The organism is Nonomuraea endophytica, from assembly GCF_014203235.1.
Classification (GTDB): Bacteria; Actinomycetota; Actinomycetes; order Streptosporangiales; family Streptosporangiaceae; genus Nonomuraea; species Nonomuraea endophytica.
Genome location: NZ_JACHIN010000001.1, coordinates 1555218 through 1576727, shown reverse-complemented (window position 1 = coordinate 1576727; position 21510 = coordinate 1555218). Strand labels below are relative to the sequence as shown.

General features: G+C 69.8%; 22 protein-coding genes, 1 tRNA gene and 1 other RNA gene. 8 read left to right on the top strand and 16 right to left on the bottom strand.

The genetic code is table 11. The features are described 5' to 3' along the window. Positions 1-22: 22 nt before the first annotated feature. Both HNR40_RS07680 and HNR40_RS07675 read right to left on the bottom strand, forming a co-directional pair. Positions 23-622 (bottom strand): TetR/AcrR family transcriptional regulator, encoded by a 600-nt coding sequence (locus HNR40_RS07680; RefSeq protein WP_184959218.1) that lies wholly within the window; start codon positions 620-622, stop codon positions 23-25. Further along, positions 619-1131, bottom strand: coding sequence for a GNAT family N-acetyltransferase (locus HNR40_RS07675; RefSeq protein WP_184959217.1), 513 nt, complete (start codon positions 1129-1131; stop codon positions 619-621). The genes HNR40_RS07680 and HNR40_RS07675 overlap by 4 nt, the downstream gene beginning before the upstream one ends. A 60-nt stretch (positions 1132-1191) precedes the next feature. On the opposite strand from HNR40_RS07675, the gene HNR40_RS07670 reads away from it, so the two are divergent. Beyond that, positions 1192-1659, top strand: coding sequence for a winged helix-turn-helix transcriptional regulator (locus HNR40_RS07670; protein WP_184959216.1), 468 nt, complete (start codon positions 1192-1194; stop codon positions 1657-1659). On the opposite strand, the gene HNR40_RS07665 is transcribed toward HNR40_RS07670, so the two are convergent. Continuing rightward, the gene (locus tag HNR40_RS07665; RefSeq protein WP_184959215.1) at positions 1633-2280 is read right to left on the bottom strand and encodes a VC0807 family protein; all 648 of its coding nucleotides are present in this window, start codon (positions 2278-2280) and stop codon (positions 1633-1635) included. The two genes, HNR40_RS07670 and HNR40_RS07665, sit on opposite strands and share 27 nt — an antisense overlap. Positions 2281-2407: 127 nt before the next feature. Between HNR40_RS07665 and HNR40_RS07660 the strand changes: the two genes are divergently transcribed. The 3 genes from HNR40_RS07660 to HNR40_RS07650 all read left to right on the top strand — a co-directional run bounded on the left by HNR40_RS07660 (position 2408) and on the right by HNR40_RS07650 (position 6857). Continuing rightward, complete coding sequence (locus tag HNR40_RS07660; protein ID WP_184959214.1) at positions 2408-3187, top strand: SURF1 family cytochrome oxidase biogenesis protein; 780 nt, start codon at positions 2408-2410, stop codon at positions 3185-3187. 696 nt (positions 3188-3883) lie between these two features. Then, complete coding sequence (locus HNR40_RS07655; protein ID WP_184959213.1) at positions 3884-4627, top strand: tyrosine-protein phosphatase; 744 nt, start codon at positions 3884-3886, stop codon at positions 4625-4627. Positions 4628-5660: 1033 nt separating this feature from the next. Continuing rightward, positions 5661-6857, top strand: coding sequence for an amidohydrolase family protein (locus HNR40_RS07650; protein WP_184959212.1), 1197 nt, complete (start codon positions 5661-5663; stop codon positions 6855-6857). On the opposite strand, the gene HNR40_RS07645 is transcribed toward HNR40_RS07650, so the two are convergent. Genes HNR40_RS07645 through HNR40_RS07635 form a run of 3 tightly spaced genes read right to left on the bottom strand, consistent with a single transcriptional unit; the run spans position 6838 to position 9660 of the window. After that, positions 6838-7209 (bottom strand): YkvA family protein, encoded by a 372-nt coding sequence (locus HNR40_RS07645; RefSeq protein WP_184959211.1) that lies wholly within the window; start codon positions 7207-7209, stop codon positions 6838-6840. The two genes, HNR40_RS07650 and HNR40_RS07645, sit on opposite strands and share 20 nt — an antisense overlap. Positions 7210-7267: 58 nt before the next feature. Next, positions 7268-8686, bottom strand: coding sequence for an amidase (locus HNR40_RS07640; protein WP_221339957.1), 1419 nt, complete (start codon positions 8684-8686; stop codon positions 7268-7270). A 14-nt stretch (positions 8687-8700) separates the two neighbouring features. Beyond that, a complete protein-coding gene (locus tag HNR40_RS07635; protein ID WP_184959210.1) occupies positions 8701-9660 on the bottom strand; it encodes an LLM class F420-dependent oxidoreductase in 960 nt (319 codons plus the stop codon). Between the two features lie 105 nt (positions 9661-9765). Here HNR40_RS07635 and HNR40_RS07630 point away from each other — a divergent pair, with 105 nt between their 5' ends. Continuing rightward, complete coding sequence (locus tag HNR40_RS07630) at positions 9766-9948, top strand: hypothetical protein (RefSeq protein ID WP_184959209.1); 183 nt, start codon at positions 9766-9768, stop codon at positions 9946-9948. On the opposite strand, the gene HNR40_RS07625 is transcribed toward HNR40_RS07630, so the two are convergent. Beyond that, the gene (locus tag HNR40_RS07625; RefSeq protein ID WP_184959208.1) at positions 9917-10585 is read right to left on the bottom strand and encodes a TetR/AcrR family transcriptional regulator; all 669 of its coding nucleotides are present in this window, start codon (positions 10583-10585) and stop codon (positions 9917-9919) included. The genes HNR40_RS07630 and HNR40_RS07625 overlap by 32 nt on opposite strands. 354 nt (positions 10586-10939) lie before the next feature. Between HNR40_RS07625 and HNR40_RS07620 the strand changes: the two genes are divergently transcribed. After that, complete coding sequence (locus HNR40_RS07620; protein ID WP_184959207.1) at positions 10940-11368, top strand: hypothetical protein; 429 nt, start codon at positions 10940-10942, stop codon at positions 11366-11368. A gap of 384 nt (positions 11369-11752) precedes the next feature. Here HNR40_RS07620 and HNR40_RS07615 read toward each other — a convergent pair whose 3' ends face one another. The 5 genes from HNR40_RS07615 to HNR40_RS07595 all read right to left on the bottom strand — a co-directional run bounded on the left by HNR40_RS07615 (position 11753) and on the right by HNR40_RS07595 (position 15660). Then, positions 11753-12811, bottom strand: a complete 1059-nt coding sequence (locus HNR40_RS07615; RefSeq protein WP_184959206.1) for an aspartate-semialdehyde dehydrogenase — start codon at positions 12809-12811, stop codon at positions 11753-11755. Then, a complete protein-coding gene (locus tag HNR40_RS07610) occupies positions 12808-14097 on the bottom strand; it encodes an aspartate kinase (protein WP_184959205.1) in 1290 nt (429 codons plus the stop codon). The genes HNR40_RS07615 and HNR40_RS07610 overlap by 4 nt, the downstream gene beginning before the upstream one ends. An 86-nt stretch (positions 14098-14183) precedes the next feature. Continuing rightward, positions 14184-14714: a DUF5063 domain-containing protein gene (locus tag HNR40_RS07605; protein ID WP_184959204.1), complete on the bottom strand. Its 531-nt coding sequence runs from the start codon at positions 14712-14714 to the stop codon at positions 14184-14186. Next, positions 14707-15306, bottom strand: coding sequence for a recombination mediator RecR (gene recR / locus HNR40_RS07600; protein WP_184959203.1), 600 nt, complete (start codon positions 15304-15306; stop codon positions 14707-14709). Before recR ends, HNR40_RS07605 begins: the two co-directional genes overlap by 8 nt. A gap of 3 nt (positions 15307-15309) precedes the next feature. Beyond that, a complete protein-coding gene (locus HNR40_RS07595; protein ID WP_184959202.1) occupies positions 15310-15660 on the bottom strand; it encodes a YbaB/EbfC family nucleoid-associated protein in 351 nt (116 codons plus the stop codon). A gap of 315 nt (positions 15661-15975) precedes the next feature. Here HNR40_RS07595 and HNR40_RS07590 point away from each other — a divergent pair, with 315 nt between their 5' ends. Next, a complete protein-coding gene (locus HNR40_RS07590) occupies positions 15976-17409 on the top strand; it encodes a GAF domain-containing protein (RefSeq protein ID WP_184959201.1) in 1434 nt (477 codons plus the stop codon). A 111-nt stretch (positions 17410-17520) separates the two neighbouring features. Here HNR40_RS07590 and HNR40_RS07585 read toward each other — a convergent pair whose 3' ends face one another. After that, positions 17521-20208 carry a DNA polymerase III subunit gamma and tau gene (locus tag HNR40_RS07585; protein ID WP_184959200.1) on the bottom strand — a complete coding sequence of 896 codons (2688 nt, stop codon included), beginning with the start codon at positions 20206-20208 and terminating at the stop codon, positions 17521-17523. Between the two features lie 30 nt (positions 20209-20238). After that, positions 20239-20334, bottom strand: an RNA gene (gene ffs, locus HNR40_RS07580) — signal recognition particle sRNA small type. A gap of 83 nt (positions 20335-20417) precedes the next feature. On the opposite strand from ffs, the gene HNR40_RS07575 reads away from it, so the two are divergent. Then, positions 20418-20502: transfer RNA gene (locus HNR40_RS07575), tRNA-Ser, on the top strand. 90 nt (positions 20503-20592) lie between these two features. On the opposite strand, the gene HNR40_RS07570 is transcribed toward HNR40_RS07575, so the two are convergent. Further along, positions 20593-21000, bottom strand: coding sequence for a VOC family protein (locus tag HNR40_RS07570; RefSeq protein ID WP_184959199.1), 408 nt, complete (start codon positions 20998-21000; stop codon positions 20593-20595). Between the two features lie 5 nt (positions 21001-21005). Beyond that, positions 21006-21449: a helix-turn-helix transcriptional regulator gene (locus HNR40_RS07565; RefSeq protein ID WP_184959197.1), complete on the bottom strand. Its 444-nt coding sequence runs from the start codon at positions 21447-21449 to the stop codon at positions 21006-21008. Positions 21450-21510 lie beyond the last annotated feature (61 nt).

The window sequence follows — 21510 nt, the reverse complement described above, 5'->3', positions numbered from 1 at the left end:
ACATCACAGAGGGTACTCGTCCCTATGCCTCCGGACGTTGGCGCAGGCTCTGCCACGCGGCCTCGCCCAGGCCCTTGATCTCCTCGTCGGTGGGCGTGTGGGCGCCGGCGAACCACAGGCGGCACATCTCCTGCGCCGGGCCGAGCCACAGCACGTAGCACATGGTCGCGTGGACGGGCTGGAGCAGGCCGTTCTTCATGTGCGGCTTCCACCAGTCGGAGACCTGGCGGAAGAACGCGCGGCGGGCGTCGGCGACCTCCTGGCCGCCGGGCTCGTTCTTGCGCGGCGGCCGCTCGCTGACCAGGATGCGGGCGCGTTCGGGATGCTCGCCGGCCCAGCGCATGTGGAAGGCCACGACCGCCTCGATGCCGTCGCGAGCCTCGGTCCTGCTGGTCAGCTCGGCCAGGAACTCGGCCTGGTAGACCGCGAGGATCTCGGAGTAGAGCACGCCGAAGACGTGTTCTTTGCTGGCGAAGTGGTGGTAGAAGCTGCCGACGCTGACGCCGCTCTCCTCACGGAGGCTGGCCAGCGTGGTGGCCGACACCCCGTCCTGGCTGAAGCGGCGGAGGGCGCCCTCGATGATGCGGGTACGGCCGTCGCGTCCGTTCTTGACACTCTTCACGCAGTCAATGGTGAGCCAACAGAACCTTGTTCCGCAAATACCACCGCCTGCTTGATCATAGCGGTCACCTCGACCGAACCGGAAGAGACCGTCATTTTCGCGTCGGGCCAGGCCCTCCGGATCATGCGCAGGGCCCGCCGGTTCTCGCCGAGAACGTCCATGGCGACGGTGGTCGCGCCCCGGATGGCGGCGCGTATCAGCAGCGTGTCGACCAGTTTCGGCCCGATGCCGATCCCCTGCCACTGGTCGGTGACGACCACCGCCACCTCGACGTCGGCGCAGCCGCCCCGGTAGCTCATCGCGTGCGCGACGATCTCCCCCTCGTTCACGGCGACCAGCGCGTCCCTGAGCTCGTCGATCTTCATCAACGCGCCGACCAGGCCGGCCGACGGACGGCTGAACCCCGTGAAGAACCGCAGCGTCTGCGTGTGCAGCGACAACCCCGCGAGGAAGCACCGGAGCGCGGCCTCGTCCCCCGTGCGTATGGGGCGAATCTGGGTTCCTTTCATAGACTCAGCGTCTCGCGGCACGCCTGAGTCTGTCAACTAGACTCAGGTATGATATGCGGCATGAACGTGCCCTTCCGGGTGAACAACTGCTCGATCGAGCGGACCCTGGACGTCGTCGGCGAGAAGTGGACCTTCCTGGTGCTGCGCGAGGCCTTCAGCGGCGTACGGCGCTTCGCCGACATGCAGGCCATGACCGGCGCGCCGCGCCAAGTGCTCAGCGCCCGCCTGGCCCGGCTCGTCGACGAGGGGCTGCTGCGCAAGGTGCCCTACCGCGAGCCCGGCCAGCGCCAGCGCGACGAGTACCGGCTGACGGAGAAGGGGCGCGACCTCTATCCGCTGCTGGTCGCGCTCATGCACTTCGGCGACAAGTACCTCTCCGACGCCGCCGGACCGGCGGTCGAGCTCACCCACCGCGACTGCGGCGCCCCCATCGAGCAGTACTTCCGCTGCGCCGACGGCCACGAGGTCAGCGGACCCCGCGAGGTCACGCCGGAGCCCGGCTCAGGCGCGGAGCTGAAGAGCGCGTAGGCAGCGGCGGAAGTCCAGCACCGAGGCCACCGCCATGGCCGTCATCAACAGGGCCACCAGCGACGTGCGTAGGGCCAGGAACGTCCCGATGGTCTGGCTGAGCAGGATCCACAGCGTCAGCGTGCCGTTGACGAACTGCGCGCAGCCCCAGGCCAGCGACTGGCGGACGAAGAAGCGCCGCATCACCGGATGCCCCGCGACATGGCCCGGCAGCGGCACCAGGTCGAGCGTGATCCGCTCCGCCAGCGGCCTGCGCCCCCGGGCCGTGGCCAGGAACACCAGGCTCACCGCGAAGACCCCGCACGTCGGCGGCAGGAAGAACCACCGCACGTCCCCCGCCGCCAGCGCGACCACCACCCGCGCCGTGATGCCCACCGCGGCCAGGATCACCGTGCCCGGCATCGGCAGACCGCGCACCAGGCGCACCGCCATCCCGCCGAACACCCACGCAGCCGAGACCGCCATGCCCGCCACCTCGCCGCCGACCAGCATGCCCGCGTAGAAAAGCGCGACGGGCAAGATCATGCTCTCCAGTACGCGCGGCGCCGCGTGCAGCAGGAGCGTTCCCATCCGGGGCAGCACGAAGGCGGTGGGCGCCGGTGGCGCGACGAGAACGGTCATTCAGGACGTCTTGCTCTTGAGGGGCGGCACGAGTCCCGACCGTACGCGATCACCTGCGCTTTGGTAACCCGTTCGACCAGATCGGGCTGAGTGAGGAACCACCACTCCCGGTGCCTACCCTTGAAGGGTGTACCGGTTCCTCCTGACCCCTCGATGGGTGGCGCTCCACATCGTGGTGCTGCTGGTCATCCCCGCCTTCGTCTTCCTGGGCAGGTGGCAGTTCGGGCGGTTCGAGGAGCGCTCGGCCAACAGCGAGCGCGTCACCGCCAACATCACGGCCGCGCCGGTGCCACTGAGCTCGCTGGCCGGGCCTGGCCGTGCCGTCAGCGAGGAGGACCGCTATCGGCTGGTCACCGCGTCTGGCTCCTACGATCAGGCACACGCCCTCGTGGTACGGCGGCGGCCCCAGGAAGGGCGGCCCGGATACTTCGTGCTGACCCCGCTCGTCACCGGCGACGGGCAGGCCGTGCTGGTGAACCGGGGGTGGGTCAAGGCCGGGGCGAGCGCTGATGCTCCGCCGGAGGTGCCTGCGCCGCCTGCCGGACAGGTGAATGTCACTGGGCGGCTACGGCTGACCGAGACCGAGGAGACCAGCGGGATCAAGGAGCGGGGCGGGTTGCCGCCTGGGCAGGTGCTTCTGATCAATCCTGGGAAGATCGGGGCGGCGCTGCCGTACCGGCTGGTGGACGGCTATGTGGAGCTGACCGAGCAGCGGCCGACGGCCGCCTTGGCGCCGGAGCCTGTGCCTGCGCCGGATGTGGGGTCGGGCGGGGGGCTCAACCTGGCATATGGGGTGCAGTGGTGGTTGTTCATTGGGCTGGCGATCGGCGGGTGGATCCTGCTGATCCGGCGCGAGGTGGCCGATAGAAAGGCCGCCGAGGAGGGTCCTGTCCCGGTCGAGGCATGAACCTGCAGGGCAAGGGCTTGCACATGGGCGCGCTTCGCGCGTTCCTGGGTTCCAGGCGTTTCTCCAGTCGAGCTGAAGCTCGACCCCTGAAGGTCCTCCCTCCGGTCGGGCTGTCTACTGAGGCCCCACCCGTTGCCCAGCCAAGTGGTTGAGCAGCTGGACCCCACCCCGGACAAAGGCGCTCCGCACGCCATCCCGTCGGGCCAAGGCCCGACTCTCACGCTTTCGCCCCCTTGATAACCTCAACCGTCTACGCACGGCAATCGGTCGAATACGAGCCCCTCGGAATGTGAGCCGGAGCGTTTAAGCCAGCGGGGCAGAGAACTGTGCCGCGTCGAAGGCAATACCTACACGTCGACCGACAGAACCCCTCGTTTTCCCAGGAGGCGGGTTGCAGACAGGTTCGACCCCCCGGCCATGCAGCGGGGCAGGGCTTGGGGCGCCTAAGGATCAGGTCGGCCCTGCCGATCCGGCGCGAGGTGGCCGAAAGGAAGGCCGAGCAGGAGGCCCCCGACGCGGTCGAGGTATGAGGCGGAACCCGTACGCGGCCGAGGTGTGGGGCGGACCCCGCACGAGGCTCCCGGCGGCGTGGAGGCATGAGGCGGGACCCCGCACGAGGCTCGCGGCGGCGTCGAGGTGTGGGGTGGAATCCGCAGGAGGCTCCCGGCGCGGGCGAGGTGTGATTACGTTCTAGGTGTGACCCGCCATATCGAGTTCACCAATATCCACAATTTTCGCGACGTCGGTGGATATGTCGCCCATGACGGGCGGAGTGTGCGGTGGCAGCGGCTCTACCGGGCCGACTCGCTCGGCTGGCTGGCCGGGCCGGACATCGCCGCGTTCCGCGCCCTGAAGGTCAGGACCGTCATCGACCTGCGGCATCCCGCCGAGGTCGAGAAGCGCGGGCGCGTACCCGAGACCGAAGGGCTGCGCTACCACAACCTCCCCGTGGAGGGCCGCACCTGGAACCTCGCCACCTTCGACCCGTCGACCGGGGTGGAACGCTTCCTCGCCGACCGGTACCTGGAGGTGTCGGAGGACGGCGTCCCGCTCCTGCGCTCGGCCATCGAGACCATCGCCGAGGCCGACAACGCCCCCGTCGTCATCCACTGCGCCGCCGGCAAGGACCGCACCGGCATCCTGACCGCGCTGGTGCTGTCGCTGGCGGGCGTGGCGGCCACGGACATCGTCGCGGACTACGCCCTGACCGGCTTGGCCACGCCCCGCTTCCTGGCGGACTGGCAGACCAGGAACAAGGACGCCCTCATGTGGGCCGGGTACGGGGCGGCACCGGCGGGGGCAATGGAACTGTTCCTGGCAGAGATGGACCAGCGCCATGGCTCGCTGCAGGCGTACTGCTCAGACGTCCTGGGCCTGGACCCCAAGACGATCACCAAACTGCACGCCCATCTCCTGACTGACCCGATCTCGCCTGGGTAGGTGGGGCCGGGGTCCGCAGTGAGCAGCACCCTCACAGCAGCGGACCCCCTGGCCCGGGATCGCCACCCCACCCCCTCCAGGCGATCTCGGGCCCCAAAGGCAAGGCCTTGCACAAAGGGCCTCCCTTCGGTCGGACTGTCCTTCTTGAGGCCCCACCCCCTGCCCAGCCAAGTGGTTGAGCAGTTGGAGCCCGCCCCGGACAAGGCGCTCCGCTACCGCTCCACACGCCACCCCGTCGGGCCAAGGCCCGACTCTCACGTTTTCGCCCAAGACTTGACCGGGCATCCCGCCTGGATCGGCAACATGTGACCCGGGCCGGCGACGAAACCGCCACCCGTCCTGGAGAGCAGGTTCCTGGCCGCGTTCCTGAGGGTGAGGCAGTCACGGGGTGAGCCTGACGGGCAACAGGACGCCCCCGCGCTCCCATCGCCCAGCAGCGACCTGGAGACCGGCGACCTGCCGGACATGTTCGGACAGGCGGTGACGAGTCGCCGGATGACCACCCACGGCTCCTCACCGCACCAGCGGGGTGCCGCGAGTCCCGGAACCGAACCGATGCCGGCGGCTCGGGAGACCCCCAGCGGCTCACACGCCCGTTTGACGACTAGCGCCATGTCGAAGCAGCCTCCGACATGGAGAGCGCTTCTGGGCCGAACTCGCCCGGCCGCTCACAAATCCATGAGGAGGTAGAGCAAGGCCGCCACGCTCGTGCCACTGACGACGTCGCCCTTGCCGATCAGCCGCCGGACGTCTGCGAGCGGAACCCACTCGATCCGCTCCGCCTCCCAGCGGCGCCAGGGTTCACGGGCGGAGCCCCATCGGCCCGGCCGTAGAGCCGATGCTCCAGCCACCGCAGCTCCCGCAGACGCCACAAAGGGGATTCCAGGGCCACGAAACACCCGAACACCAGAGCGTCAAGACTGGTTGTCAAGGAGTTCCGGGGGTGAATGCGGCGGTAGGGCGGGGGTTTGGGGCGGTTGACGGGGGCTTGGCAGCTTGTTCGAGGTCATGCCGTCGTCGTACGGTTACCTGCGTGACTACGCCGCTGCTCCCCGACCCCGAACCGAGGCGGCGCGACTACGTGATCATCTCCGCCGACGATCACCTGATCGAGCCGCCCGACCTCTTCGAGGACCGGCTGGCGGAGAAGTACACCGAGGTCGCGCCCAAGGTCGTGGAGACGGAGGCGGGTCACCAGGTCTGGCGTTACGGCGGAGCCACGTACCCGTGCGCCGGCATCGACGTGGGCGCCGGCATGCCACGCGAGCAGTGGACCCTGGACCCGGTCAGGTTCGAGAACATGCGCCCCGGCTGCCACGACATCGAGGCCCGGATCCAGGACATGGACACGGCAGGCATCTGGGGCGCGCTGTGCTTCCCCGGCATGCTGGCCGGCCAGTCCGGCATGCCGTTCGCACGGACCAGAGACCAAGAACTGGGCCTCGCGCTGGTGAAGGCCTGGAACGACTGGCACATCGACGTCTGGGCCGGCACCTACCCCGAGCGGATCATCGGGCTTCAGCTCCCGTGGCTGCCCGACCCGGACGTGGCGGCGAAGGAGATCCGGGCCAACGCCGCCCGCGGGTTCAAGGCGGTCGTGTTCCCGGAGTTCCCGACGAGGCTGCGGCTGCCGTCGATCCATTCCGACCACTGGGACCCGTTCTTCGCCGCGTGCGAGGAGACCGGCACCGTCGTCTGCCTGCACACCGGGGACTCCAGCTGGTCGCCGGTGCCCTCCCCCGACACGCCCATCGAGGCGATCACCACGCTGATGCCGACGAGTGCCATGTTCGCCTGCGCCGACTGGCTGTGGTCGGGCATCCCGCTGCGCTTCCCGAACCTGCGGGTGCTCATCGTGGAGGGCGGGGTGGGCTGGCTGCCGATGCTGGCCGAGCGCGCCGACTACGCCCTCGACCACCCGGTCGCGGGCGAGGCGTCGTGGGAGGGCGGGCTGAAGCCGAGTGAGGTCCTGCGCCGCAACTTCTTCTTCGGCACGCTCGACGACCACGCCCTGTCAGGGGTACGGCTGGCCGTAGGCCTCGACCACGTGCTGCAGGAAAGCGGATACCCGCACTCCGACTCGACCTGGCCCGACACCCAGCAGGCGGTGGCCAGGAACCTCGGCCAGCTCCCGCCGGCCGACATCGCCAGGGTCGCGTACGGCAACGCCGCCCGGCTGTTCGGGCACCCGTTGCCGTCGCGAGCGTGGCTCAGGCGCGAGGAGCTGTAGGCGGAAGGTTGGGAGGAACGGCCGCGCCCTGGATGACCTTGTGCTCCCAGCCGATGTAGCGCCCGCTCTCCCCGATCAGAGAGCTCATCAGCCAGAGGAAGACGCCGAAGTCGTCGGCCACGCCGACGAGCAGGAGGAAGTCGGGGATCACGTCGATGGGCGAGATCAGGTAGACCACGCCGAGCCCCATGAGGGCGAGCTTGCTCTTGCCCATGCCCGGATACCGACCCCGGGTCACGGCGCTGATCATGCGCGGGATCGCGCGGACCCGCTTCATGAGACCCGGGGAGCCGGGCTCGCTCACGTCGCGATATGTACGCCAGACCGCTGCCGCGCGGCTTGCTTTAGGCATAGGTGCGCCACCTCCTTCACGACATAACGTGTTACCCGCTCAGGTTGGTTCCTAACGATCAGCGCATGGCGGGATGCTCGAAGGGGCGGGCGGTTTCGATCTGGGCGGCCAGCCGTACGAGAAGGTCCTCGCGGCCTGTGGCGGCGACCAGCTGGACACCAACGGGAAGGCCCGCGGCGGTCCTGTGCAGGGGCAGGGAGATGCTGGGCTGGCCGGTGGCGTTGAAGGCGGAGGTGTAGGAGACGGCGTGGGCGGTGCGGCCGAAGCCGGTGCTGAGGTCGTCGGGGGGCAGCCAGCCGAGCGGGAACGGCGGCACGCCGAGCGAGGGCGCGACCAGCACGTCGAAGCCGGAGCGCCACCAGGCGGCCATGCGGCGGCGGAAGCCGTCCATCCACTGGACGGCGAGGATGTGCTCGACGGCGGTGCGCTGTGCGCCGGTCTCGGCCATGGCGCGGTTGCGTGGTTCGAGTTCGTCCAGGGAGACGGGGCGGCCGCGCCAGGCGCCGACGCTCTGGACTTCGGCGGCGACGTTCGCGGCGACGAGGGCGCCGAAGTGCTGGGGGAAGTCGGGGTTGCCGAGTTCGTCGGGGTGGCCGGGTTCGACCTTGTGGCCGAGGGACTCCAGCAAGGTCGCGGCGGCGGTGACGGCGGCGGTCAGCTCCTCGTGCTCGGGTACGTCGCCGCGCGGGTGGCGGGTCACGAAGCCGACGCGCAGCCGTCCCGGTTCGGCGCCCACCTCGTCGGCCAGCGGGCGGGGCAGCGCTGGCGCGGTGTAGGGGTCGCCCTCCTCCAGGCCGGCGATCAGGTCGAGCACGGCGGCGGTGTCTCGGACGGTCCTGCTGACCAGTCCGGCCACCGAGAACCCGCTCCAGCCCTCCCCGCCCGACGGCCCATAGCTGGTGCGGCCTTTGGTGGGTTTGAGCCCCACCAGGCCGCACAGGGACGCGGGGATGCGGATCGAGCCGCCGCCGTCGCTGGCCGACGCCACCGCGACCATCCCGGCCGCCACCGCAGCCGCTGAGCCGCCGCTGGAGCCGCCCGCCGAGTACCCGGGATCGTAGGGGTTGCGCGTGGGCCCGAACGCGACCGGCTCCGTGGTGATCGTGGTGCCGAACTCCGGCGTGCTGGTCCTGCCGAGGATCACGAACCCGGCCGCCTTCAGCTTGGCCACGCTGTAGGCGTCCGCGGCGATCCTGACCCCGTCCAGCGTGCGTGACCCGGCGTTGTACGGCTCGCCCTTCTCCACCCAGCCGAGATCCTTCAGCAGGATCGGCACCCCGCGAAACGGCGTGCCGCCGGGCAGCGCGTCCGCCTCGGCCAGCGCGCGCTCGAAGCGCCGGTGCACGACCGCGCCGATCTCACCGTCGTGCTTGACGATCTTCGCGATCGCGGCCTCGGCCAGCTCGCGCGGCGAAACCCGCCCATCCCGTACGGCCTGCGCCTGCCCGACCGCGTCCAGCCCGAGGATCTCGTCCACAGGTGCTCCCTTGGCTAGCTCTTGGGCGCCAGCGCGCGTACCGCCTGGTCGATGGAGACCTCGCCGGCGGGGATCGGAGCGAGCACGGGGGTGTCGAGCCCGTTGGCGACGTACTCGCCGATCCTGGCACGGCAGGTCGCGGCGTCGCCGTGCACGATCAGCGCGTCGACCACCTCGTCGGGAATGGACTTGAGCGCGGCCTGCCGGTCGCCCGCCGCCCACGCCTCGTGCATCGGCCGCAGCACCTCGCCGCGCCCCAGCCAGTCGTGGAAGGCCGCGTACGCGGGCACGGTCAGATAGGCCGCCAGCATCCAGCGCCCCAGCTCGCGCACCCTGTCGGCGTCCTCGGTCACGCAGACGAACAACCGGGCGATCAGCTCGGTCTCCCCGCCCAGCTCGGCGCGGACCTTGCGCACGTCATCGGGCGAGAGCCAGTTGGTGATCGCGCCGTCGGCCTCGCTCGCCGCCAGGTGCAGCATCCGGGGCCGCAGCGCGGCCAGCACGATCTTCGGCGCCACCCGGGGCGCCCGCTCCAGCTTGAAGCCCTTGACCTCGAACGTCTCGTACCGCTCCGACACCTTCTCCCCCGCGAGCGCCTTGCGCAGGAAGCGCAGCGTGTCCCGGGTGCGCTGGTACGGCCGCGCGAACTCCACCGCGTTCCACCGCCCCACGACGGCCGGAGAGGACGACCCGATGCCGAGCACGAAGCGGTCGGGCGCGAGATCGGCCAGCGTGGCCGCCGACATGGCCAGCAGCCCGGGGCCGCGGGTGAAGACCGGGACGATGGCGCTGCCCAGCCGCAGCCCCGGCGCCCACTCCCCGGCCATGGCCAGCGGCGTGAACCCGTCGGCCCCGTTGACCTCGGCCGACCAGGCGTCGGTGTAGCCGAGCGCGGGCAGTTCGGCGATCAGCTCCTTCGACGCGGCCAGCGAGCGGTCGGAGAAGGGGATCGTCATGCCCCAGTTCTGTGTCATCGCACCCTCCAGCTTGTTAGGGCGACCATACCAACCAGCCGGTATGTACGCGCCACTTGATCGCGGTTAGCCGCTTCCAGCGCTCTGACGTGCTAAAACATCCCCGTGAGACGAACCCGGCTGCTCGCGGCCGTAGTACTGACCGGCGGCCTGGCGATCCCCTTCCTGGCCTCCGTGATCGCCGTGGCCGCGGAGGACGCCGGCCCCACCTGCGCGCTCCCCGCCACGATGCTCCCGCTGTGCTCGGGCACGCCGATCAAGCCCGCAGCTCATGCACGGCCCCGATGAAGTCCTTCGTGATCCCCCGCAGTCCGGGCAGATGGGACAGGCCCACGAGCCGGTCCACGAGCGGCACCGTCACCTCGATCAGCCGGTAGGTGCGCTGGCACCCCGGTGAGGTGTCGTGCACCCAGAACAGCACCATGCCCATCGACAGCAGCCACAGCAGCTCGGGCAGTTCCTCACGCAGCTCGGAGTCCATCTTGTCCCGCGAGCCCTCGACCACCTGCCGGTAGATCGCGATGCCGGCCTCCCTGGCGGGAGAGGACTGGGCGCTGAACGGGCTGAGCGGGTTCGTCGGCTCCGCCGCGTGCTTGAAGAACTTCACCGCGAACTCGTGGTACGGCTCCGAGACGCGTACCCACTCCCCGAGCACGCCGCTCAGCCGGGCCGCGAACGAGCGCTCCGTCGCGAGCAGCTCTCGGCAGGCCTCCTCGTGCTCCGTCTGGGCGCGGTCGTAGTAGGCCTGGATCAACGCCTCCTTGCTCGCGAAGTAGTAGTAGGCGTTACCTACGGATACCCCGGCCTCGGCCGCGATTGCCCGCATCGTCGTCGCATCGAAGCCGCGCTCCCGAAACAGTCTCAAGGCCGTCTCGACGATGACCTCTCGGGTGCTCTCCGATCCTCGGTTTCGGGGTTCGGACACCCTCGTCACTTTACGGGCAAGACCGGCTGTAGGTCATGAAGCCGCACGGTGATCGCCGCCACAAGGCAAAGATCGCTCTGAGGAAGGGGTCATCTGGTGTGAAGCGTGGGATTGATGTTTCTGGCGGGAGGGCTATTCCGCGAAAAGAGCATCGACATGTGGATACGTGGCAAGGTGCGGCTGATGGTAGTCGCACTCCTCGGCCTTGAGATCTCGATAATCGCATTGGCATCGGCCGCATCCGCTGCTTCGACAGGAGAAGCACGGAAGTCGCCGCCACCGGTAACGCGCACGTACGCGATCGAAGGAGGCATCCAAACCGGACACTGGTTCACGACGGCCGACCCCCCCAAGGTGGACCTGAAGCGGGTCAAGACCCGGCAGGCCGCCGTACGCATCTCACACACCACGGCAGTGGGCCGCCTCAGAAACGCGGGCCTGCGCTGGAAGTCGACGGGCGGCTGCGCCAACCGGCGGCTGAGGTATTGCACCTCGCTGGACTCCGTCCGCACGGCCACGATCGCCAAGATCATCGAGCTGAAGCGGGACAGCGGCTGCAAGATCATGGTGACCGGCGGCACCGAGGCGGGCCACATGCCCGGCCGCTACAGCCACGAGCACGGCTACAAGCTGGACATCTCCTTGAGCCCATGCGTCGACCGGCACATCGCCACCAGCCACACCCGCGTGGGCACCCGCAGCGACGGCTCGCCCCTGTACCGTTCCTCAGACGGCACCGTCTTCGCCAAGGAGTCCGACCACTGGGACATCCTGTTCCGCTGAGGACCCCGAGGCCCGGCCCCGCAGCCGGCACGCACCAGACCCGCGCCAGGCGCCCAACCGCGCTGTAGGCCGCCCAAAAGGGTCCCGTGCCGGGCCAGGCCCACCCAACCGCACCCGACGCCAGTAGGGCAGCCTGTGCCCAAACCACCGACGCTTGTCACACGCGGACCGACCGAGGCACCTGCCCTCCGCCGCTTTTCGGCGCCGGTACGGCGAGCACCCACACGGCCGAGCCCGGCGCAACGCGCACGGCGGGGAGCCGTAGAACCCGGTCAAGAGGGCCTTGTGACGGCGAGGACCACGTCCGACGTGAGAAGCGCCCGATGACCGGGGGCGACCCACGCCGGACGGAGGCGGATCCGGCGGCCTCGCCGTAACGAAAAATCAGAGCTCAGCAGCAACCAGCTCAGCGATCTCGGCGGCATTGAGAGCCGCCCCCTTGCGCAGGTTGTCGCCGCAGACGAACAGGTCCAGCGTGTTGGGGAAGTCGATCGCCTGCCGGACCCGTCCCACATAGGTGGGATCCGTGCCGACCACCTCAAGCGGCGTCGGCCACACACCGTTGGCCGGGTCGTCCACCAGCACCACCGTCGGCGCCGCGGTGAGCACCCGGTGCGCGTCAGCCACCGTCACTGGGCGCTCGAAGCGCGCGTGCACCGCCAGCGAGTGCGTCGTGACCACCGGCACCCGCACGCAGGTCGCGGAGACCTTCAGCTCGGGGATGCCGAGGATCTTGCGGGACTCGTTGCGCAGCTTGAGCTCCTCGGAAGCCCAGCCGTCCTCCTTGAGCGAGCCCGCCCACGGCACCACGTTGAACGCGATCGGCGCCGGGAACGGCGAGTCGGCGGGCAGCTTCTTGTCGAGGATCTGGCGGACGTCACCGGCCACCTGGCCGACGTTGCGGTCACCGGCCAGCGCCTCGACCTCGTCGTAGAGACGGGCCGAACCCGCCACCCCCGCGCCGGACACCGCCTGGTAGGAGGCGACGACAAGCTCCTGCAGGCCGTACTCGGCGTGCAGGGCGCCCATCGCGGCCATCATCGACAGCGTGGTGCAGTTGGGGGTGGAGATGATGTTGCGCGGCCGCTGACGGGCGTCGAGGGGGTTCACCTCGGGGACGACGAGCGGGACGTCCGCGTGCATGCGGAACGTGCCGGACTTGTCGATCGCGATCGCGCCGCGCTCGGCCGCGACCGGCACCCATTCGGCCGACACCTCGTCGGGCACGTCGAAGATGGCAATGTCGATGCCGTCGAAGACCTCGGGCACCAGCGCCTGGACGACGACGTCCTCGCCACGGACCTTCAGCACCTTTCCGGCGCTGCGCGGGGAGGCCACGAGGCGAATCTCGCCCCAGATGTCCGCCCGGTTGGAGACGATGTCGCGCATGACGGTGCCAACCGCACCCGTCGCGCCCACGAGTGCGAGATTAGGCCTGCTCATCTGCCACTTCCTCCGTACACCACTGCTTCCACCTGGTCTGCGTCAAGGTCGAACGCCCGGTGGGCGGCGGCAACAGCCGCGTCCACACCTTCCTGCTCGACGATCACCGAGATGCGGATCTCCGACGTGGAGATCATCTCGATGTTGACCCCCGCGTCGGCGAGGGCCGCGAAGAACGTCGCGGTCACGCCGGGGTGCGAGCGCATGCCCGCCCCGATCAGCGAAACCTTGCCGATCTGGTCATCGAACAGCAGCGACTCGAAGCCGACCTTGTCCTGGATCTTCTTCAGCGACGTCAGCGCCGTGGAGGCGTCCGTCGTGGGAAGCGTGAAGGAGATGTCGGTACGGCCCGTCGCCGCGGCCGAGACGTTCTGCACGATCATGTCGATGTTGATCTCGGCGTCGGCCAGGGTTTTGAAGATGTGGGCAGCCTCGCCGACCTTGTCGGGAACCCCGACAACGGTGATCTTGGCCTCGCTCCGGTCGTGCGCGACGCCGGAGATGATCGGCTGCTCCATCTCGGTTCCTTCACTCGCTTCGTTCGGGGTGTAAGGGTCGGACACGACCCACGTGCCTTCCTTGGTGCTGAAGGAGCTGCGTACGTGGATCGGCAGGTTGAAGCGGCGAGCATACTCGACACACCGGAGATGCAGGATCTTCGCGCCGCATGCCGCCATCTCCATCATCTCCTCATAGGAGATCTTGGGGATCTTTCTGGCGGCCGTCACGATCCGGGGGTCGGCGGTGAAGATGCCGTCGACGTCGGTGTAGATCTCGCAGACGTCGGCCTCCAGGGAAGCCGCCAGCGCCACCGCGGTGGTGTCGGAGCCGCCTCGGCCGAGGGTGGTGATGTCCTTGGTGTCCTGCGAGACGCCCTGGAATCCGGCCACGATCGCGATGCGGCCGTGGTCGAGCGCCTCCCGGATACGGCCCGGCGTCACGTCGATGATGCGCGCGTTGCCGTGGGAGGAGGTGGTGATCACACCCGCCTGCGATCCGGTGAACGAGCGCGCCTCATGGCCCAGGTTGGCGATCGCCATCGCCAGCAGGGCCATCGAGATGCGCTCGCCCGAGGTCAGCAGCATGTCGAGCTCGCGGCCCGGCGGCAGCGGCGACACCTGCTCGGCCAGGTCAAGCAGCTCATCCGTCGTGTCGCCCATGGCAGAAACGATCACGACCACGTCGTTGCCGGCTTTTTTCGTCGCGACGATCCGCTGCGCGACCCGCTTGATGCAGGACGCGTCGGCGACGGACGAACCACCGTACTTTTGCACAACGAGCGCCACGAGAGTCTCCCGGTCTGGACTGTGAGCTGCCAGTCTACCGACGAGCCTCCGTGACACCGCTGGCCCGGACCACTATGTGGACAGGACTATGTGGACAGGGCCTCTTCCGCCACGTCCAGTCGCGTGTGCGCGGCGAGCGCCTGAAGTGCGCGCATGGCCGCGCCCGCGTGGTTGCCCCAGGTGTTGAAGTACGAGTATTGCCACCACCACAGCGCCTCGTGCGGGCGGCCCGCCTCGAAGTGCCGCAGCCCGTGGATCAGGTCGGCCGCGACCGCGGTCAGATCGTCCGAGAGCCGGTACGGCGTGACCGCCGTGTCCTTGTAAGGATCGAACACCTCGGCGTAGTCGTCGACCGCGCCCAGCAGTTCGGCCAGCGCGGTGCGCACGCCGTCGATGTCCGGGTCCTCGCTCAGCGGCGGCTCCCAGTTGCCGGACAGGATCACGTCCTGGCTGGCCCCCAGCTTCGCGCCCGCGAGGCTCACCTGCGCCACCTCGACCAGCAGCAACGACCAGATGCCGTCGCCGCCCTCGCCGCCCGCGACCCTGGTCAGGCCGTCGACGTAGTTCTGTGCGTGTCCAGCGATCTCATCAGCGAGAGCGCTCCACTGGTCAGACATCCAGCAGCCTCCGTCCTTCGAACGCGCGGCCCAAGGTGACCTCGTCGGCGTACTCGAGATCACCGCCCACAGGCAGACCGCTGGCCAGTCGTGTCACCTTGATGCCCATCGGCTTGACCAGACGGGCGAGGTAGGTCGCCGTCGCCTCCCCCTCGAGGTTGGGGTCGGTGGCGAGGATGAGCTCGGTCACCCGGCCGTCGGCCAGGCGCGTCATGAGCTCACGGATGCGCAGATCGTCGGGACCCACCCCGTCGATCGGGCTGATCGCGCCGCCCAGCACGTGATAGGTGCCGCGGAACTCGCGCGTCTTCTCGATCGCGACGACGTCCTTGGACTCCTCCACCACGCAGATCACGTGGGTGTCCCGGCGGGGATCACGGCAGATTCGGCACTCTTGCTCCGCGGCGACGTTGCCGCACGTACTGCAGAAGCGCACCTTCTCCTTGACCTCGAGCAAGGCGTGCGCCAGCCGCTTCACGTCTGCGGGATCGGCCGCGAGCAGGTGGAAGGCGATCCGCTGCGCGCTTTTGGGACCGACGCCGGGCAGCAGCCCGAGCTCGTCGATCAGGTTCTGGACGACCCCTTCGTACATGGCCTAGAACCCCGGCAACTGTCCGAGACCGCCGCCGCCCAGTCCCTGGGCCAGCGGGCCGAGCTTCTCCTGCTGCAGCTCGTCGGCCGCGCGGAAGGCGTCGCGGACGGCGGCGATCACCAGGTCCGCGATCGTGTCCGCGGTGTCCTGCGCGTCGCCGGCGTCGATGACGCCCGGGTCGATCTTCAGTTCGAGCAGCTCACGAGCCCCGTTGACCACGGCGGTGACCATGCCGCCACCCGCCGAGCCCTCGACCTGCGCCTCGTTGAGCTCCTGTTGGGCGCTCGCGAGCTGCTGCTGCATGAGCTGTGCCTGCTCCAGCAGCTGCTGCAGGTTGACATCCCCTGGATTCACCTTCGTGCGCTCCTCATGGCTCCGCGTCGTTGACTGCCACGAGCCTACGGTGTTTGGGCGCAGTCCCGCACTGCGGAGAGCAGGTGTTTCCGTTTGATGGCCGGGTCCCGGCCCCCCTCCAGCGTCCGGGACCCGGCCAGCACGCCGACCGGAGCGGCCGCACCACGCCGACGTTTCAGTGGAGGACGCTAGCGGCGGCAACGTTGCACACAGGTTGCGATCGTTCAATCACCCTGCGCAATCCCCCGAACGGCTTGCGCTGGGAACCCTTGACCGCGAGGGTGATTCATAGGGGTTGACTACTTGGAGTGGCCGATGAGTTACGCCAGTCTCGATGCGTACTCCCGCAAACTGCGCGGGGCCCATGAAGCCGCATGGACGGGCGCCACCTTGCCGGAGGGCGCTCCACGCCGGCTCATCTCGGCGTCCTGGGAGCGATCCATCCAAGCCGGCGTCGATCCGGAGAACACCGCCGCGCCGCTCGTCTACGACGTGTCCCGCATCAACGACGTGCGCGAGTCGCACCCGCTGCAACCGCTGCTGCCGCTCCTGGCCGGCACGCTCACCACCATGGCCGACGCCAGCGGGCACGTCGCCATCATCACCGACGGTGATGGCAACATCCTCTGGCGCGATGGCAACCGCACGATGATGCGCCGCGGCGACCGCGTGGGCCTCGCCGACGGGCACAAGTGGTCCGAGGGCAGCGTGGGCACCAACGGCATCGGCACCGCACTCGCCGACCGCACGCCCGTGCACGTCTACTCCGAAGAACACCTGATGCGGGTCCTGCACGTCTGGTCCTGCAGCGCCGCTCCGATCGTCGACCCCGACACCGACGAGGTGCTCGGCATCGTCGACATCAGCGGCACCGCCCCCAGCCTCCACCCCGCCACCGTCGCCCTGGTGACCGCCACCGCCAAGCTCGCCGAGTCACAGCTCACCGTCCGCATGTACGAGCGCGACGAGCGCCTGCGCCGCCGCTTCGACGGGCTGCGCGACCACGCCGGCATCCTGGTCACCGCCACCGGCCGGGTCATCGCCGGCGACCCCGGCGGCCTGCTCGGCGAGCGCATCGCCCGCCCCGCCGCGGGCAGCCGTTACGTCCTCCCCAGCGGCCGCGCCGTACTCCTCGAACCCTTCCACGACGGCTACCTCCTGCGCGTCACCACGGAGAGCGCGCCGCCCACGCTCCAGCTCACCTTCCTCGGCGAAGGCCAGCCCACCGCCCGCCTGGGCGGCCGGCACATCGCGCTGTCGTTGCGCCACGCCGAGATCCTCGCCCTGCTCGCGCTCCACCCCCGCGGCCTGACGGCCGAACAACTCTGCTTCTACCTGTACGGCGACGCCGGCAACCCGGTCACCATCCGCGCCGAGATCCACCGGCTCCGCTCCCAGCTCGGGGACACCGTCGGCGCGAAGCCGTACCGGCTGACCTCGCCCGTGGAAGCCGACTTCGTCGAACTGCGCAGCCTCCTGGCCTCCGGCGACCCCTCAGCCGTGGCCCGCGCCTACCCCGGCCCATTGCTGCCACGCTCAGAGTCCCCCGAACTACGCCGAGCCCGAGACGAGCTCGAAGTCCAGGTACGCGCGAGCCTGCTCCGCAGCGGCTCCCCTGAAGACCTGTGGATCTACGCCCAGACGGCGAACGGCCGCGACGACATGCAGATCCTGGAACGGCTCAGCACCACCCTGCCCACCACCGACCCCCGAGCCATAACCGCCAGAATCCGCCTACGCTCCCCCTGACCGGCGGATTGGCCAGGTGACGTGCGGTCGATCCCGGACAGGTGACGTATGGCCGATTGGCCGGATACGCGCGGTCGGTCCCTAGCCGGTGACGTGTGGCCGATCGGCCGGTTACGTGTGGTCGATCTCGCCGATGACCTGGGCGCCGAGTTCGCGCTGGAGCAGGGCCATGCCGCCCACGGCGTCGAGGTCGGCGTCGGCGTCGTTGAGCGGGTCCACCTCGTCGGAGTCGGCCCCCTTGCTCCGCCCCGGCACCGCGTCCGGCCACGCGGAGGCACCACCCTGGCGAGGCTTGGGCGCCCGCGGCCCCGACTGGGCCGCCGCCTGAGCCGCCGAACGGGCCGCGGCGATACCACCGGTCTTCGCGACAGCCGCCTGGCCGGGATCGGGCATCGGCGGCGAACCCGGGCTCATGTCATCCGGCGCATCGGGCCACGACTCGTCCGTGGTCGCTCTGGCCGAACCGGCGGCGTCCTCGGCCGTGGCTACTGAGGCCTGCGCCTGGGGCGGGTTGTCAGGCGTGCTGGGTCCCGGCTGACCCTGCGCGCTCTGATCGGAAGCCGGCTGGTTGCCAGGGTTGCCCTGCTGAGTGGCAGGAGAGCTCGGCGAGTTGCCCCCCTGCGAACCCGGATTGCCCCCCTGCTGGCCCGGGTTGCCGCCCTGCGGACCCGGATTGCCCCCTTGCGGACCTGGGTTCCCGCCCTGCTGACCCGGATTGCCACCTTGAGGACCTGGGTTCCCGCTCTGTGGACCGGGGCGGCCGCCCTGAGGGGCGCCACCGCGACCACCGGGGGCGGGTGAGCCGCCGACCACCGCTTCCACCCGCCACTTGCCACCGAGCACGTCGCCCAACGCGCTGGCGACGACGGCGTCCTTGCCACCGCCGGTGAAGTTCTTCATCGCGCCGACCTGGGCGAAGCCGAGCGTGACAATGTTGCCCTCGACGCCGACGACCTGCGCGTTGGTGCTGACGTTGGCCCAGACGACGATGCTCCGCTGCTTCAGCGCCGCCAGCACGGCAGGCCACTGCGACAGAATCGCCCCAGGCCCACCAGCCCCTTGCCCGGCCGCCACACCCCCGGCATCCCCGACCCCCGCCCCACCAGCGGTCACACCAGCCGCGCCATCACCTGCATGTCCACCGGCCAACCCGCCTGACCCGCCGGGTCCGCCGGGTCCGCCCGCCGAACTGCCAGGGCCGCCTGTCGATCCGCCAGACCCGCCCGGCGAACCACCGGACATGCCGGAACCACCGGACATGCCGGAACCACCGGACATGCCGGAACCACCGGGCGCGCCCGGACCACCGGCGCCGGGTCGCACCGCCTCAGGCCAGTCGCCACCCGCCGCACCGGCGCTCACGCCGCCCGGTCCACCTTGCGCCTCGGGACCACCCTGAGTCACCGACCCACTCGCGCCATGAGCACCTGGGCCGCCCGAGCCAGCCCCGGCAGCACCCGCGTCACCTGCCCCACCGGAGCCCTGACCGCCGGACACCGCTCCCGCGCCGCTGGGCACACCAGCGGGTCCTGCCTGACCACCAGGCTGGCCAGAGGCGACCGGGTGACCGGCAACGCCTGCGTGACCGGGGACGCCTGCCGTACCAGATGAGAGAGAGGGGCGGGTGGCCATCTGGGCGACCACGCCGCCGCGCTCCAGGCGCTCCAGGCGGGCCAGCAGCGCTTCCTCGCCCGCCGTCGCGCCCGGCAGCAGCACGCGCGCGCACATGAGCTCCAGCAGCAACCGCGGCGAGGTGGCGCCGCGCATCTCGGTGAGGCCCGCGTTGAAGATCTCGGCGGCGCGGGTGAGCTCGGCCGGGCCCATGGAGGCGGCCTGGAGCACCAGGCGCTCGAGTTCGTCGGCGGGGCGGTCGAGCAGGCCGCTGGAGGCCGCCTCGGGGACGTTGGCGAGGATGACCAGGTCGCGGAAACGTTCGAGGAGGTCGGCGGCGAAGCGGCGCGGGTCGTGGCCGCCTTCGATGACGCGGTTGACCGCGCCGAAGACCTTGGCGCCGTCGCGTTCGGCGAAGGCGGCGACGACCTCGTCGAGCAGGTCGCCGTCGGTGTAGCCGAGCAGGGAGACGGCCTTGGCGTAGGTGATGCCGTCGTCCTCGGCTCCGGCGAGCAACTGGTCGAGGATCGACAGCGAGTCACGCGCCGAGCCCGCGCCGGCGCGCACGACGAGCGGCAGCGCGGTGGGCTCGTAGGGGACGTTCTCGGAGCTGAGGATCTCCTCCAGCAGCGCCCGGAGCGTCGCGGGCGGCATCAGCCTGAAGGGATAGTGGTGGGTACGCGACTTGATCGTGCCGATGACCTTTTCCGGCTCGGTCGTCGCGAAGATGAACTTCAGGTGCGGGGGCGGCTCTTCGACGAGTTTCAGCAGCGCGTTGAAACCCTCGCGGGTCACCATGTGCGCCTCGTCGATGATGTAGATCTTGTAGCGCGCGGACACGGGGGCGAAGAACGCCCTCTCCCGCAGGTCGCGCGCGTCGTCCACGCCTCCGTGGGAGGCGGCGTCGATCTCGATCACGTCGAGGTGGCCGGGCCCGGTGGCGGCCAGCGCCACGCAGGACTCGCATTCACCGCAGGGGTCGGGAGTCGGACCCTTCTCGCAGTTGAGGCTTCTCGCCAGGATTCGGGCACTGGAGGTCTTGCCGCACCCGCGCGGCCCGCTGAACAGGTACGCGTGGTTGATCCGGCCCATGCGCAACGCCTGGCGCAACGGCTCCGTGACGTGATCCTGCCCCTTGACCTCCGCGAAGGTCCCGGGGCGGTACTTGCGGTAAAGCGCAAGGCTCATGCGACCATCCCGCCTGCAGGGGGCTCCCAACGAAGAGACCCCCCGCACACCCGCCAGAGCCCGCTTATCCTTGCTGCCTTCCGGCCCTGGGGAGGTTCACAGGATGACGCCGCGCGAGGGGTCCTTGGACAGTCTAGCCACAACCGGCAGTGCTTGCTGCAGCGAAATCGTGGTCTCCAGACCGCCGGGAGTCCGGTAAGCTCATCCGCGGAGGATTCGCCTAGTGGCCGAGGGCGCACGCTTGGAAAGCGTGTATAGGGCAACCTATCAGGGGTTCAAATCCCCTATCCTCCGCTCGCTCAGAGGGCTCGCGCCGAGATCATCGGTGTGAGCCCTTTTGTTTTTGGTCTCAGTTGAGCCCTGGCGGGACGGCTGAGCGGGCGTTCAGGTCTGGTTGATGCGGACCATGTTGCCCGCCGGGTCGCGGAAGGCGCAGTCGCGCAGGCCGTACGGCTGGTCGGCGGGTTCCTGGACGACGTCGGCCCCGGCGGCCTGGACGCGTTCGAAGGTGGCGGTCAGGTCCGAGGTGGCCAGGACGATGCCCGCGTAGCTGCCCTTGGCCATCAGTTCGGCGATCGTGCGGCGCTCGTCGTCGCTGAGGCCCGGGTCGCTGCCGGGCGGTTCGAGGACGATCGAGGTCTCCGGCTGGCCGGGCGGGCCTACCGTGATCCAGCGCATGCCCTCGTAGCCCACGTCCTTGCGCACCTCGAAACCCAGCGCGTCACGGTAGAAGGCGAGCGACTTCTCGGGGTCGTCGGCGGGCAGGAATGTCTGGTGAATCGTGAGGTTCATGCACCTCACGGTAGGTCGGCACGGGCGGTGGCCGCTTCTCGATTCCTGATCGGTCGCATGATCCGCTTGGCGACGCACGCGGGGATGCCTTCGGCGTCGTTGGCGGCCAGGCGGCGGTAGGTGCTCGGCGACATGCCGACCAGTTCGGAGAACCGGGTGCTGAACGTGCCCAGCGACGAACAGCCCACCGCGAAGCAGACGTCGGTGACCGAAAGGTCGCCGCGCCGCAGGAGGGTCATGGCGCGTTCGATGCGCCGGGTCATCAGGTAGCTGTAGGGCGATTCGCCGTAGACGGCGCGGAACTCCCTGCTGAGGTGCCCGGCGGAGATGTGCGCGCCGCGTGCCAGCGCCTCCACGTCCAGGGGTTGCGCGTAGTCGCGGTCGATGCGGTCACGCACGCGGCGCAGCAGGACGAGTTCGCGCAGGCGCGGGTCAGAGCTGCTGGTCACGGCTTTAGCCTGCCCTGCGCACCGGCGCGCTGTCCACGCCGTCCCCTCCGGGTGGGAGTGG

Bases quoted from the DNA above. Each gene is read 5' to 3' on its own strand.
- HNR40_RS07675 (WP_184959217.1), bottom strand. From the start codon at position 1,131: ATGAAAGGAACCCAGATTCGCCCCATACGCACGGGGGACGAGGCCGCG.
- HNR40_RS07670 (WP_184959216.1), top strand. From the start codon at position 1,192: ATGAACGTGCCCTTCCGGGTGAACAACTGCTCGATCGAGCGGACCCTG.
- HNR40_RS07665 (WP_184959215.1), bottom strand. From the start codon at position 2,280: ATGACCGTTCTCGTCGCGCCACCGGCGCCCACCGCCTTCGTGCTGCCC.
- HNR40_RS07645 (WP_184959211.1), bottom strand. From the start codon at position 7,209: ATGCCTAAAGCAAGCCGCGCGGCAGCGGTCTGGCGTACATATCGCGAC.
- HNR40_RS07635 (WP_184959210.1), bottom strand. From the start codon at position 9,660: ATGACACAGAACTGGGGCATGACGATCCCCTTCTCCGACCGCTCGCTG.
- HNR40_RS07615 (WP_184959206.1), bottom strand. From the start codon at position 12,811: ATGAGCAGGCCTAATCTCGCACTCGTGGGCGCGACGGGTGCGGTTGGC.
- HNR40_RS07605 (WP_184959204.1), bottom strand. From the start codon at position 14,714: ATGTCTGACCAGTGGAGCGCTCTCGCTGATGAGATCGCTGGACACGCA.
- recR (WP_184959203.1), bottom strand. From the start codon at position 15,306: ATGTACGAAGGGGTCGTCCAGAACCTGATCGACGAGCTCGGGCTGCTG.
- HNR40_RS07590 (WP_184959201.1), top strand. From the start codon at position 15,976: ATGAGTTACGCCAGTCTCGATGCGTACTCCCGCAAACTGCGCGGGGCC.
- HNR40_RS07585 (WP_184959200.1), bottom strand. From the start codon at position 20,208: ATGAGCCTTGCGCTTTACCGCAAGTACCGCCCCGGGACCTTCGCGGAG.
- HNR40_RS07570 (WP_184959199.1), bottom strand. From the start codon at position 21,000: ATGAACCTCACGATTCACCAGACATTCCTGCCCGCCGACGACCCCGAG.